The following is a 12,270-nucleotide window of genomic DNA, read 5'->3' as shown; positions in this document are numbered from 1 at the left end:
GGCACACTGAAGGTGGCGACACATCGCAGTGCCGACACCCGATGGAACGCCGCCTATATTAGAACGTGTTCTACCGACCCTGCTCGAGCCCGAGCGGAGTATTACACGCGACAGTTTCGAGGATCTGCGAGATATGGCCTATGTGATCACGCAGCGTTGTTGCAACGACGCCAGCTGCGTACCCGAGTGTCCGGTCGATTGCATTCGTCCCACGCCCGAGCAACGTGAGTTCGCTACCACCGAGCAGCTCTACATCGACCCGGACACCTGCATCGACTGCGGCGCCTGTGTCGATGCCTGCCCGGTCGATGCGATCTTCTCCGAGGATGATCTGCTCGCCTCGCTGGCGCGGTTCCGCGATATCAATGCCGACTATTTCGGGCGGCATCCGTTGGAGTCGAACTTCGAGCCGCTGGTCGCGCCGTCGCGGGCGCCGAAGGAACTGGGTACGTTGCGTGTCGCCATTGTCGGCGCGGGCCCGGCCGCCTGCTATGCCGCCGAGGAGCTGCTGCGCCGCGCCGATGTCGAGGTGGAGCTGTTCGACCGGCTGCCCACCCCCTACGGCCTGGTGCGTGCGGGTGTGGCCCCCGATCACCCGGGCACCAAGTCGGTGGCCGGGCTGTTCGAGTCGGCGTTCCGGCGCGAGGCGCTGGCGTACCGGTTGAATGTCGAAGTCGGCAAGCACATCTCGCACGAGGAGCTGCTGGCCCACCACCACGCTGTCATCTACGCCGTCGGCGCGGCCACCGACCGCCACCTCGGTATCCCCGGCGAGGACCTGCCCGGCAGCCACTCGGCCACCGAGTTCGTGGCCTGGTACAACGGTCACCCGGACTTCGCCGACCGCGAATTCGACCTCTCCGGCGAGCGCGCCGTGATCGTCGGCAACGGCAATGTGGCCCTGGATGTGGCCCGTGTGCTCACCGTCGGCCCGGACGAGCTGGCCCGCACCGATATCGCCGACCACGCCCTGGATGCGCTGCGCCGCAGCAACATCACCGAGGTCGTGGTGCTGGGCCGTCGCGGTCCGTTGCAGGCCGCCTACACCTCGCCGGAATTCCTGGCGCTGACCCACCTGAAGGGCGTCGACATCATCGTCGACCCCCAGGACCTGGTCCTGGACCCGGCGTCGCAGGCCGTCCTGGACGACCCGCAGGTCGAGCCCTCGCTGCAGCTCAAGTACACCCTGGCCCAGGAGTACGCCGCCGGTTCCCGCAACCGGGCCAACAAGCGAATCGTGTTCCGTTACCTGGTCTCTCCCACCGCCATCACCGGCGACGGCAAGGCCGAGGTGGTCGAGTACGTGCACAACGACCTCGTCGAGGAGAACGGCCGCACCATCGCGCGCGCCGGCGATCGTAGCGGCACCCTGCAGGCGTCGCTGGTGCTGCGCTCTATCGGCTACAAGGGCGAGCCCGTCGCGGACGTGCCGTTCGACGAGTCCGCCGGTGTCATCCCCAATGACAAGGGCCGGGTTCTGGCCGACGGCAACCCCGTTGCGGGGGTCTATGTCTCGGGCTGGATCAAGCGCGGCCCGCGTGGGGTCATCGGCTCCAACCGGGTGGACTCGCAGGAGACCGTCGACCAGCTCATCGAGGACTTCACCCAGGGCAGGCTGCCTGCCCCGCAAGCCGGTCGTGCCGCGCTCGAGGCCCTGCTCGCCGAGCGCCAGCCCGACCAGATCGGCCGCGACGGCTGGAAGGCCATCGACGCCGCCGAGAAGACCGCGGGCAAATCCGCGGGCCGCCCGCGCGTGAAGTTCACCAGCGTCGAAAACCTCCTCAAGGCCGCCAAGGGGTAGACCCGACTCTCGGGACTCTCAGGGGCTTCGCCCCCGCACCCCCGAGGGACGTCGGGGCCACGCCCTGCACCCTCAGGGACATCGGCGTCCGGGGGCTGGGTCCGAACACGCACCAACGGCTGTGCCCCCACCTGTAATGGGTGGGGCCACAGCCATTTTGGCGGTTGCTCGGAGAGTTGGCTGGCGCCGAGGTTGATGACGAGGTCGTCCTGGGCGCATAGGGAGGGGACGGCGGGGTCGGGCTGAGCGTTGCAGGACCCGCCGTTGATGATGGCGGCGTCGGTGATGGTGCCGCAGTTGACATTGCCTGCGTGGGCTACAGAGGTGGTGGTCGGCGGGGAGGTGGTGACCGGGGCGCGGGCGGGGTTCGGGGCCGCCGCGCCGCGCAGGCACTCCTTGGTGGTCGACTCGTCACGCAGTGTCGCAGGCAAATAGCCAGCGAATGCATTGGTCCACAGGGAATGTCGCGTCAGGTCAGTCGATTTCGCAGTTGCGCCACCGGCTCAGCTGAGCAGCATCCGATTCGGCTCGCAGTATCGAACTCAGCTGGCGGTATCGAATTCAGCGGGCGGTATCGGATTCAGCTGGGCAGCGGCCCGATGCGCACCGCGGTGGTCGTCACCCCGCCTACCACGAACCACAGCCGCAGCGCCGCTGGATGCCCGGTCCGATCGCCCGGCTCGTACCGGCTGCGCACACTGATGTGCTGGCGCGCCAGCACCGGCGCCACGTACTCGATGACCGCGCGATGCGGCCCGGCCACCAGCTTCGGGTAGTCGACCAGATACTGCTCCACCGCCTGCCAGTAGGCCGCGTTGTTCACGTGGTTGTACTGGTCGATATCGGTGGCGCGCACCGGGAACGGCAGATCCACATCCGATTCCGGCGGCGTGGGGTCGGTGAGCCAGGGCCGCCAGCGCAGCCGGTGCTGATCGGTGGTGCGGGCGAGTTCGGCCAGGCCCTCGTCGCTGATCCGGGTCGGCATATTGGTGAACTCGTTGATATTGATCCAGAAGCCTTCGGTCTCGATCAGACCGCCGTTCTCGCTGGTGATCCGCACCCGCATATTGGTCCACCGCGTCGACATGGCCGAACACCAGCGCCGCAGTTCCACCCGGTCCGGCCAGTGGATGGGCCGCACCACGTCCACCACGGTGCGCCGCACGATCCAGGCCGGATCCGTCCGATGGAAGAATCCGGATTGCATTTCCTCCCAGGCGATGTCCTGGAGGTAGCGGGCCACGGCATCGAATCGCAGCCGTTGATAGGGATCCACGTCGCCGGCTCGGACGGGCCACGCGGAAGCGAAGCCCATGCCCTCCTGGGGAAGCGGGGCGAGTGGCTCATCGAGTGACACTGGTGCTCCTCGCGCTGCACGGTGTGCCGCATGTCTTTCCAAAAGCACCGGTGAGGTGCCTACTGACCGAAGTCCGTGACATGACTCTACGGGGCGTGCGGGACACACTCACGTCGAGTCACCTGTACTTCTGTTCGGGGAACGACAGTGTTTCTCGGCTGCGGAGATCAGTCCAGCCGAATGGGAAACGGCACTGTTCAGGGCTCGACGGGGCCGTCGCGCAGTGTCGCGATCATCGGCGGAACGACTGTGCCGCTATCGAGGGAATGACAGTGCGTCGCACGGCCCGTAGCCTTTCCTGTTGTATATCCAGCGGCAGGGAGGACGACGCAGGGTGGCCGCAGGGGCGAGGGCCGGTTCGCGGTTCGGGCAGTACGAGTTGCGGCGGCTGCTCGGGGTCGGCGGCATGGGCGAGGTCTACGAGGCCTACGACACGGTGCGCGATCGGGTGGTCGCGGTGAAACTGCTGGATGTCGATCTGGCGCGGCAGCCCACCTATGTCGAGCGCTTCCGCCGCGAATCCCGCACCGCCGCCAAACTCCAGGAACCGCACGTCATTCCGGTGCACGACTGGGGTGAGGTGGACGGCGTCCTGTTCATCGACATGCGGCTGGTGCGCGGCCGCGACCTCAAGGCCTACCTGCATGACGAGGGCCCGATGGCGCCCGAGCAGGCCGTCACCGTGGTGGAGCAGGTCGCCGCCGCACTCGACGCCGCCCACGAGAGCGGGCTCGTGCACCGCGACGTCAAGCCCGCGAATATCCTGCTCACCGGCGAAACCTTCGCCTACCTGGTGGATTTCGGTATCGCGCACACCGAGTCCGACGTCCAGCTCACCCAGACCGGCAATGCCATCGGCTCCTTCGCCTACATGGCCCCGGAGCGCTTCGAGCACAATGCCTCCGTCTCGCCCGGCGCCGACATCTACGCGCTGGCCTGTGTGCTCTACGAATGCCTCACCGGCGGGCCGCCGTTCCGGGTGGAGGGCAATCTCGCCACCATCCGGGCCCACATGCTCACGCCCCCACCGCGGCCCAGCGTCCGTGCCGGAGTCCCGGTCGGCCTGGACCAGGTGGTCGCCATCGGCATGGCCAAGGATCCGACCCGGCGCTACGCCACCGCCGGGCAGCTCGCCCGCGGCGCCCGGGCCGCGCTGATGCGGGCCGGCGACGGCGAGCCCACCCGCACCACCGTGCCGCCCGCCCCGCCGACGATCGGCTCGCCTGCGGTCCCGGCCGGGCACTCCGGGCCGAACTACCTCGACAAGCCTGCCGGCTCCGGTGACCATCCACGTCCTGGGCAGCCGTCCCGGCCCGGCGAAGTTTCCGGGGGCGCTCATCCGTCGGGCCCGGTGGACTACGCCAGAGGGGTACAGCCCCCGGACGCCTCGGGACCGCAGCAGCTGTCCGGGCCCGTCGATCACTCCCGCGGCGGTCAGAGTTCCGGCCCGGTCCCTACCGGGCAGGGCAACTACGAACCGACCGTGCTGCGCCGGACTCCCGCCGGACAGGCCGGGTATCTGCCCGGGCACGGGCCGTACGGAAACCAGCCGGCGCCCTATGCGAACCAGGCAGCGCCGTACACAAGCCAGCCGGCGCCCTACCCGAATCAGCCAGCGCCGTACGAAAACCCTGCCCTGCCCCGCGAGCACCCCTCCGCGCCGCTGCCGTTGCCGTCCCGGCAGCGCAGCAATATGCCGCTGCTGGTGGGCGCGCTCATCGGGGTGATCCTGGTGCTGGGCGCGGTGCTCGCGTGGGCGCTGTTGTCCGGTAACACCGGTGGCAACGATGCCGGCGGCGTCACGACGGCCACCGGTCCGGCGCAGACCACCGCCGCGCACACCTCGACGACCACCGCCCGCCCGACCGTCCCGACCACCACCCTGGTCCCGCTCTCGGGCACCGTATCCGGTACGGACACACAGGGTTTCACCGCGCAGCCGCCGCGCTGCAATGCCGACGACCCGGCCATGGCCATCGGCCGCACCGACAAGTCGCGTCTGGTGGTGTGCCGCACCACGACCGGCCGCTTCTACTACAAGGGCGTCCGGATCAGCGACAACGCCGGCATCCAGCTCGACGACCCGGTGCCCGACGGCACCGGTGGCTTCACCGTCACCAATCCCACCGACGGCACGCAGTACCGGATCACCGCCTACAGCCTGGTCATCACCACCGGCGGTCAGGTCGCGGCCAATGAGTCCATGACCGAATACGCCCATCGCTGAGCCTCGGCGATCGAATTCCTTCGTGCCCGCCGAATGATGTTGTTACTCTCCGACTCCCGAGGCGACAACTGATTTCGGGGCGTTCGGGGTAACTCGCCGGGTACGCCCTGAATTGTTTCGGCACCACCCGCAGGCACGGGTACGAAACCGGCAACGGCTCTCGGTCGTCCGCCGAAGGCGCGGGGAGGCGGGGGTGCTACGTTCGGCTGGTATCCGCCGGTGAATTGATCGGAGTTGATCGAGAATGCGCGCAGCCGTGGTGAGCAAGCTGGAAGGCCCGGAGGCCATCGAGGTTCTCGATATTCCCGAGCCGGCGGGGTATCCGGGCGGCGTCGTCATCGACGTGCACGCTGCCGGGATCGCCTTCCCCGATGTACTCATGACCCGCGGCCTGTACCAGATGAAGCCGCCGCTGCCCTACGTCGTCGGCTGCGAGGTCGGCGGCATCGTGCGCGAGGCGCCGGAGGGCTCGCACGTCCGGCCCGGCGACCGGGTGGTCGCGCTGACCCTGCTCGGCAACGCGGCCGCGGAAGTCGCGGTGGCGCCGGTGGAAATGGTCTTCAAACTGCCCGACAATGTCTCGCTGGAGTCCGGGGCGGGCGTGCTGTTCAACGACCTGACCGTGCACTTCTGCCTCCGCAACCGCGGCCGCCTGGCCCCGGGGGAGACCGTGCTGGTGCACGGCGCCGCCGGCGGCATCGGCACCTCCACGCTGCGCATGGCGCAGGCGCTGGGCGCGGGGCGGGTCGTCGCCGTGGTGAGCACGGAGGAGAAGGCCGAGGTAGCGCGCGCCAACGGGGCCACCGACGTGGTGCTCACCGACGGCTGGCTGGCCGCGGTCAAGGAACTCACCGGCGGCCGCGGCGTCGACATCGTGCTCGACCCGGTCGGCGGCGACCGCTTCACCGACAGCGTTCGCTCGCTGGCTTCGGCCGGGCGGCTGCTGGTGGTCGGCTTCACCGCGGGCGACATCCCCACCGTCAAGGTGAACCGCCTGCTGCTCAAGAACGTCGAGGTGGTCGGCGCGGCCTGGGGGGAGTGGGTCATGTCCCACCCGGGCTACCTGCAGGAACAGTGGGCCGAGGTGGAACCGCTGCTCGCGAACGGCAGGATCACCCCGCCGGAGCCCGTCCTCTACGCCCTCGCGCACACCGCCGAGGCGGTCTCCGCCCTCGACAAGCGCACCGCCACCGGCAAGGTCGTCGTCACCCTCCGCTGACCGGATCGCCCGGGCACGATCGCGCGAACCGGGTGCGGCTCCCGTAGCGTCACCGATCGTGAAGCTGTCCAACCGGGTGCTGAACCGGACCCTGCTCGCGCGTCAGCATCTGCTCGAGAGGTCCGGGCTCGGCGTGCACGAGCTGTGCGACCACCTCGTCGGCCTGCAGGCGCAGGACATGCTGCCGCCGTTCGTCGCATTGTGGAGCCGCACAGCCGATTTCGATCCCCAGACGGTGTCGAAGGCCCTCGACGACCGGTCACTGGTGCGAATCACCCTGATGCGCGGCACCATTCACCTGGTCACCCCGCCCGACGCGCTGCGCATCGCCCCGCACATCCAGCCGGAACTCGAAAAGATCCCCTTCCGTAAGGGTTTCAACTTCGGCGCCCTGGTCGGCCTGGATCCCGAGGAGGTGCGTGCGCAGGGGGAACAGGTACTCGGCGACGAGCCCACCCCCGCCGCGACGCTGCGCGAACACGCCGCCGCCCGGTACCCGGACCGCGATCCCGGCGCGATCGTGCAGGCCTGGCTCTACCAGCTCCCCGTCCTGCAGACCCCGCCCCGCGGCCGCTGGGGCGACAGCAGCCGCCCGGTCTGGTCCCGCGTGCAACCCTGGCTCGGCGCATCCCTCGACCCCGGTTATCCGCTCGGGGAACTGCTGCTGCGCTATCTGCGCGCCTTCGGTCCCGCCACCACCATGGACATGCAGACCTGGTCCAAGCTCACCGGCATGAAGCAGGCCGTCGAGAAGCTCGGCGACCGGGTCCGCACCTACACCGACGACCGCGGCCGCACCCTCTACGACGCCGCCGACGCCACACTCGCCGACCCGGACCTGCCCGCCCCCGTCCGCCTGCTCGGCTGGTACGACAACGCCATCCTGTCCCACCAGGACCGCACCCGCATCGTCCCCGACGGCAATGCCCCGCCGCTGCGCGCCTTCGCCAACCAGGTCTCCCCGATCCTGATCGACGGCTTCCTGTCGGGCGTCTACAAGGTGTTCGCCAAGGGTGACACCGCGTCGCTACGGATCAGCCCGCACGCCCGCTGGTCCCACGCCGACCGCGCCGCGGTGGAGGCGGAAGCCGCTGCCCTGCTGTCCTTCTCGGAACCGGACCGCACGCCCGTCGTCGAAATCCTCGATCCCGGAGCGGACCTGCGCCCCTGACCGGGCGATCCCGCCGCGGATTCTCAGTGCGCGGCGCGGTACGCCGGCGCCTTGCTCGACCCGGCCGGGGTGAGCGTGCGCAGCAGTGGCAGGGTGCGCTGCGGGACGACGGTGGACAACACCACCACGCTGTGCGACCGCACCACCGAACTGGTCCGGTCGATGCTCAGCAGGACCGCCTGCAAGCCGGCATGCGAATCCGCGCCGATCCGGCACAGCACATCCCCGGAACCGGTGGTGGCGTAGGCCTCCAGCACCCCGGGGATGGCGTCGAGGTCGGTGGCGACCGCCTCCAGCGCGCCCTGCGCGATCTCCAGTGTCACGAACGCCTGCACATCGAAACCGGCCGCGGTGACATCGATCTGCGGATCGTAGGAGGAGATCACCCCCGCCTCCTCCATGCGCGCGATGCGTGACTGCACGGTGGCGCGGGCGACCCGGGTGCGGCGGGAGAGTTCCAGAATGCCCGCCTTCTGGTACTCGTGCATGGCGGTGAGGATGGCCAGATCCAGCTCATCCAGCCGGGCGGGCGTGCGGGACATGGCGGAACCTCCGCTCGTGAGTTCGCTGCTATTCAAATTGTCCAGCACCGGGCGGCAGATGGTGGTGCAATTCACCAGAGTGTCCAGTCGAATTCGACGATATTGCCTAGTGGCGCCGCTGGGCCTTTCCTGGGCACATGAGCATCGACGCAGGACACCACGGCAGCGCTCGCGCCCGCTCCGGATTCGCTCGGGCCCGATCCGGCGACCTGCCCGGCGACGAGGAACTCCGCCGCCTCGTCGGCCTGGTGGACCACGATGCCGCCGCCGACCCGTTCCCCGTGCTGGGCTGGGACGCCATCGTCTGGGTGGTCGGAAATGCCACCCAGACCGCGCACTACCTCCAGTCCGCCTTCGGCATGCGGTTGGAGGCCTACTCGGGTCCCGAGACCGGCAATCGTGACCACAAGGCGTTCGCGCTCCGCAGCGGCGGCGCCCGATTCGTCGTCAAGGGTGCGGTGGACCCGGCCAGCCCGCTTGTCGCGCACCACGATCTGCACGGGGACGGGGTGGTGGACATCGCGCTCGAGGTCCCGGACGTGGACCGCTGCATACTCCGCGCCCGCGCCCAGGGCGCCACGGTGCTGGTCGAACCGCACGACGAGACCGACGACTACGGCACCGTCCGCACCGCCGCCATCGCCACCTACGGCGACACCCGGCACACCCTCGTCGACCGCTCCCGCTACTACGGGCCCTACCTGCCCGGCTACACCCCGCGCCGCTCCGCCTACGCCCCCCGGGCCGGGCAACCCAGGCGCATCTTCCAGGCCATCGACCACGTGGTCGGCAATGTGGAACTCGGGCGCATGGACGAATGGGTGGAGTTCTACCGGCACGTCATGGGTTTCGAGAACATGGCCGAATTCGTCGGCGACGACATCGCCACCGAGTACTCCGCCCTGATGAGCAAGGTGGTGGCCAACGGCAACCACCGGGTCAAGTTCCCGCTCAACGAACCCGCCCCCAGCCACAAGCGCTCCCAGATCGACGAGTACCTCGAGTTCTACCGCGGCCCCGGCGTCCAGCACATCGCGCTGGCGACCGGCGACATCCTCGCCGCCGTCGACGTGCTGCGCCGCGAGGGCATCGAATTCCTCGACACTCCCGACAGCTACTACGAGGACCCGGAACTGCGCGCCCGCATCGGCCACGTCCGCGTCCCGGTCGCCGAACTGCAGCGCCGCGGCATCCTGGTCGACCGCGACGAGGACGGCTACCTGCTGCAGATCTTCTGCAAGCCCATCACCGACCGGCCCACCGTCTTCTTCGAACTGATCGAACGCCACGGCTCCCTCGGCTTCGGCAAGGGCAACTTCAAGGCGCTCTTCCAGGCAATAGAACGTGAACAAGACGCGCGCGGAAACCTCTGAGCTGTGCCCAATTTGCCCTCCGCTTCGCTCCGGGCGGGTTCGCGGCGCTGAAGGTCTCGTTCTTCCGTCCTCCGCTCCGCTTCCCCGCTCCGAGGCGGAGGTCTGTTCCAGCCGCGGTCCAGAACGAGACGCGCCGCGAACCATGGGGTTTCGCTATCCGCTCAACGGCTGCTCCTGGCTGTGCACAGTAGAGTCGGGGCCATGCGAATGGCGTCCGCGGTTGTCACGGGGTTGAGCCTCGCGTTGCTGCTGTCAGCGTGTGGGGGGAAGCACGATTCGAGTGATGAGCCGGGGTTCAAGCCGCCGCAGAAGGTGGCGACGCTGGGCCCGTTCGTCGGGGAATGCGGCCACCTCACCGACGACGAGGTGCGGGATCTGGGTGGGCTCGGCACCCTCACCACCGTCTTCAAGAACTCGACCGGCTGCAACTGGCAGGCCGGCGGAATCAGTTCCTCCAGCGTCACTTTCGCCTCCTACCGCGGCAGCCCCATCGATCGTGAGAAGGCGTGGGTCGCCAGCGTGGGCCGCACGCCGGACACCATCGAGGTGGGCGGGAAGAAGGGCTTCCAGGCCCTCGACCCCAGCAACGCCGTCTGCGATCTCGCGGTGCAGCTGGACGACGACTTCTTCGAATGGTCCATCTCCTACGGCGTATTCAGCAGCGGCAACCTCGGCAACCCGTGTGACCGCACCCGCAAGATGGCCGAACTGACCGTGCAGCGGCTCGGATGAGGGGGACCGGAATGTCGGGTCGATCCAGGCGGGTGCGCGGCGCGGTCGCGCTCTCGGTGCTGGCCCTGACCGCCGCGCTGGGCGGTTGCGGCAAAACCGTCCCCGGCAGCGCGCTGCCCGCGGGCGGCACCACCGGCACCGGCGGAACCTCGCGCATCAATACCAATTTCGACAAGCTGCTGCGCGAATGCCAGGTGGTCGCCCAGGACGACATCGCGAAATCGGCGGGCGACAACATGTATGTGGAGCCGTCCTTCAATGGCGCGGTCTGCATGTGGAACCTCACCGGCGGCACCGCCGGCAGCGGCATGGTCACCCTCAGCTGGTACGAGCTGGGCTCGCTCAACAACGAGAAACAGAACAACGACCGCCTGAAGTATGTGACCAACGACATAACCGTGCAGGGTCGCCGGTCGGTGGAAACCCGTCGCCCGAACGATCCGGACTCCTGCGGCGTGAGCGCGCCGGCCGCGGATACCGGCATCGTCGGCTGGTGGGTCAACTACCGCAGCGGATCTCAGCATGCGGACCCCTGCGATGCGGCGCGCAAGCTGGTCGAGTTGACGTTGAATCTGGCTCGATAAGGGCTCTACCAGCCCCGGTGGGGGGACCCTCTTTTGCCCCCGAAAGAGCCGACGAGTATCGTGGACCGCTGTGCCCGGAGCATGCGGGCAAGTTGATGTGCAGTACGTAGGCCAGCGAGAGCGGCTGACCGTTTCAGCATGCCTTGGAAAAGGCCTCTGAACTGTGCACGACACGCCCGACCTCGTGGAGACGAAATGCCATGAGAACAGGGCGGAAAGCTCGAATGACAAAGACATGAAGTTCCAGACACCTGGTTACTAAAAGGAAAGCCGGTCTATGCCAACCATCAACCAGCTGGTCCGTAAGGGTCGCCGCGACAAGGTCGCCAAGACCAAGACTGCGGCCCTCAAGGGGAGCCCGCAGCGTCGTGGCGTGTGCACCCGCGTGTACACCACGACCCCTAAGAAGCCGAACTCCGCGCTGCGTAAGGTCGCGCGTGTTCGCCTGACCAGCGCGGTCGAGGTCACGGCTTACATCCCTGGTGAGGGCCACAACCTGCAGGAGCACTCGATGGTGCTCGTCCGCGGCGGTCGTGTGAAGGACCTCCCGGGTGTGCGCTACAAGATCATCCGCGGCTCGCTCGACACCCAGGGTGTCAAGAACCGCAAGCAGGCCCGCAGCCGCTACGGCGCCAAGAAGGAGAAGAGCTAATGCCGCGTAAGGGTCCCGCTCCCAAGCGTCCCCTGATCAACGACCCGGTCTACGGCTCGCCCCTGGTGACGCAGCTGGTCAACAAGATCCTGCTGGACGGCAAGAAGTCCACCGCCGAGCGCATCGTCTACGGCGCCCTCGAGCAGGCTCGTGAGAAGACCGGCACCGATCCGGTCGTCACCCTCAAGCGCGCGCTCGACAACGTCAAGCCCGCCCTCGAGGTCAAGCCCCGCCGCGTCGGTGGCGCCACCTACCAGGTGCCGGTCGAGGTTCGTCCCGGCCGCGCCAACACCCTGGCGCTGCGCTGGCTGGTCAACTACTCCCGCGCCCGTCGCGAGAAGACCATGATCGAGCGTCTGGCCAACGAGCTGCTGGACGCCAGCAATGGCCTGGGCGCTTCGGTGAAGCGTCGCGAGGACACCCACAAGATGGCCGAGTCCAACCGGGCCTTCGCGCACTACCGCTGGTGACCTGTGGCCCGGCCCTCCGTTCGGAAGTGCCGGGAGACGAGTCACATGTCGGGCGCGGCAGCTGAGCTGTTCAAGCGAGGCACCCACGCGTCGCGCCCGACGTTGACACCGAGGGCTTCGGAGAACTCGAGGCCTATCCCGT

At 68.4% G+C, this 12,270-nt stretch carries 11 protein-coding genes; 9 read left to right on the top strand and 2 right to left on the bottom strand.

Going from position 1 to position 12,270, the window contains the following annotated elements:
- Window positions 1–133 precede the first annotated feature (133 nt).
- Window positions 134–1,801: an FAD-dependent oxidoreductase gene (locus ACQP1O_RS39495; RefSeq protein WP_433563390.1), complete on the top strand. Its 1,668-nt coding sequence runs from the start codon at window positions 134–136 to the stop codon at window positions 1,799–1,801.
- A gap of 580 nt (window positions 1,802–2,381) precedes the next feature.
- Here ACQP1O_RS39495 and ACQP1O_RS39490 read toward each other — a convergent pair.
- Window positions 2,382–3,158: an acyl-[acyl-carrier-protein] thioesterase gene (locus ACQP1O_RS39490; RefSeq protein WP_354836503.1), complete on the bottom strand. Its 777-nt coding sequence runs from the start codon at window positions 3,156–3,158 to the stop codon at window positions 2,382–2,384.
- Window positions 3,159–3,492: 334 nt separating this feature from the next.
- On the opposite strand from ACQP1O_RS39490, the gene ACQP1O_RS39485 reads away from it, so the two are divergent.
- The 3 genes from ACQP1O_RS39485 to ACQP1O_RS39475 all read left to right on the top strand — a co-directional run bounded on the left by ACQP1O_RS39485 (window position 3,493) and on the right by ACQP1O_RS39475 (window position 7,775).
- Window positions 3,493–5,385, top strand: coding sequence for a protein kinase domain-containing protein (locus tag ACQP1O_RS39485; protein WP_433563389.1), 1,893 nt, complete (start codon window positions 3,493–3,495; stop codon window positions 5,383–5,385).
- A 244-nt stretch (window positions 5,386–5,629) separates the two neighbouring features.
- Window positions 5,630–6,604: an NADPH:quinone oxidoreductase family protein gene (locus ACQP1O_RS39480; protein ID WP_433563388.1), complete on the top strand. Its 975-nt coding sequence runs from the start codon at window positions 5,630–5,632 to the stop codon at window positions 6,602–6,604.
- A 58-nt stretch (window positions 6,605–6,662) separates the two neighbouring features.
- Window positions 6,663–7,775 carry a winged helix DNA-binding domain-containing protein gene (locus ACQP1O_RS39475; RefSeq protein ID WP_433563387.1) on the top strand — a complete coding sequence of 371 codons (1,113 nt, stop codon included), beginning with the start codon at window positions 6,663–6,665 and terminating at the stop codon, window positions 7,773–7,775.
- A gap of 23 nt (window positions 7,776–7,798) precedes the next feature.
- On the opposite strand, the gene ACQP1O_RS39470 is transcribed toward ACQP1O_RS39475, so the two are convergent.
- Window positions 7,799–8,317: an Lrp/AsnC family transcriptional regulator gene (locus ACQP1O_RS39470; RefSeq protein ID WP_433563386.1), complete on the bottom strand. Its 519-nt coding sequence runs from the start codon at window positions 8,315–8,317 to the stop codon at window positions 7,799–7,801.
- A 137-nt stretch (window positions 8,318–8,454) separates the two neighbouring features.
- Here ACQP1O_RS39470 and hppD point away from each other — a divergent pair, with 137 nt between their 5' ends.
- The 5 genes from hppD (at window position 8,455) to rpsG (ending at window position 12,128) form a co-directional block, all read left to right on the top strand.
- Window positions 8,455–9,690 carry a 4-hydroxyphenylpyruvate dioxygenase gene (hppD, locus tag ACQP1O_RS39465; RefSeq protein WP_433563385.1) on the top strand — a complete coding sequence of 412 codons (1,236 nt, stop codon included), beginning with the start codon at window positions 8,455–8,457 and terminating at the stop codon, window positions 9,688–9,690.
- A gap of 201 nt (window positions 9,691–9,891) precedes the next feature.
- The gene (locus ACQP1O_RS39460; RefSeq protein WP_433563384.1) at window positions 9,892–10,422 is read left to right on the top strand and encodes a DUF3558 domain-containing protein; all 531 of its coding nucleotides are present in this window, start codon (window positions 9,892–9,894) and stop codon (window positions 10,420–10,422) included.
- An 11-nt stretch (window positions 10,423–10,433) separates the two neighbouring features.
- Complete coding sequence (locus ACQP1O_RS39455; RefSeq protein ID WP_433563383.1) at window positions 10,434–11,006, top strand: DUF3558 domain-containing protein; 573 nt, start codon at window positions 10,434–10,436, stop codon at window positions 11,004–11,006.
- 277 nt (window positions 11,007–11,283) lie between these two features.
- The gene (gene rpsL / locus ACQP1O_RS39450) at window positions 11,284–11,658 is read left to right on the top strand and encodes a 30S ribosomal protein S12 (RefSeq protein WP_014353064.1); all 375 of its coding nucleotides are present in this window, start codon (window positions 11,284–11,286) and stop codon (window positions 11,656–11,658) included.
- Window positions 11,658–12,128: a 30S ribosomal protein S7 gene (gene rpsG / locus ACQP1O_RS39445; RefSeq protein WP_030517120.1), complete on the top strand. Its 471-nt coding sequence runs from the start codon at window positions 11,658–11,660 to the stop codon at window positions 12,126–12,128. The genes rpsL and rpsG overlap by 1 nt, the downstream gene beginning before the upstream one ends.
- Window positions 12,129–12,270: the final 142 nt, after the last annotated feature.

Origin of the sequence: Nocardia sp. CA-151230 (assembly GCF_050942175.1) — a bacterium.
Lineage (GTDB): Bacteria > Actinomycetota > Actinomycetes > Mycobacteriales > Mycobacteriaceae > Nocardia.
This window is presented reverse-complemented; position numbering and strand designations above follow the sequence as displayed.

Bases quoted from the DNA above. Each gene is read 5' to 3' on its own strand.
- ACQP1O_RS39495 (WP_433563390.1), top strand. From the start codon at position 134: ATGGCCTATGTGATCACGCAGCGTTGTTGCAACGACGCCAGCTGCGTA.
- ACQP1O_RS39480 (WP_433563388.1), top strand. From the start codon at position 5,630: ATGCGCGCAGCCGTGGTGAGCAAGCTGGAAGGCCCGGAGGCCATCGAG.
- ACQP1O_RS39470 (WP_433563386.1), bottom strand. From the start codon at position 8,317: ATGTCCCGCACGCCCGCCCGGCTGGATGAGCTGGATCTGGCCATCCTC.
- hppD (WP_433563385.1), top strand. From the start codon at position 8,455: ATGAGCATCGACGCAGGACACCACGGCAGCGCTCGCGCCCGCTCCGGA.
- ACQP1O_RS39460 (WP_433563384.1), top strand. From the start codon at position 9,892: ATGCGAATGGCGTCCGCGGTTGTCACGGGGTTGAGCCTCGCGTTGCTG.
- ACQP1O_RS39455 (WP_433563383.1), top strand. From the start codon at position 10,434: ATGTCGGGTCGATCCAGGCGGGTGCGCGGCGCGGTCGCGCTCTCGGTG.
- rpsL (WP_014353064.1), top strand. From the start codon at position 11,284: ATGCCAACCATCAACCAGCTGGTCCGTAAGGGTCGCCGCGACAAGGTC.
- rpsG (WP_030517120.1), top strand. From the start codon at position 11,658: ATGCCGCGTAAGGGTCCCGCTCCCAAGCGTCCCCTGATCAACGACCCG.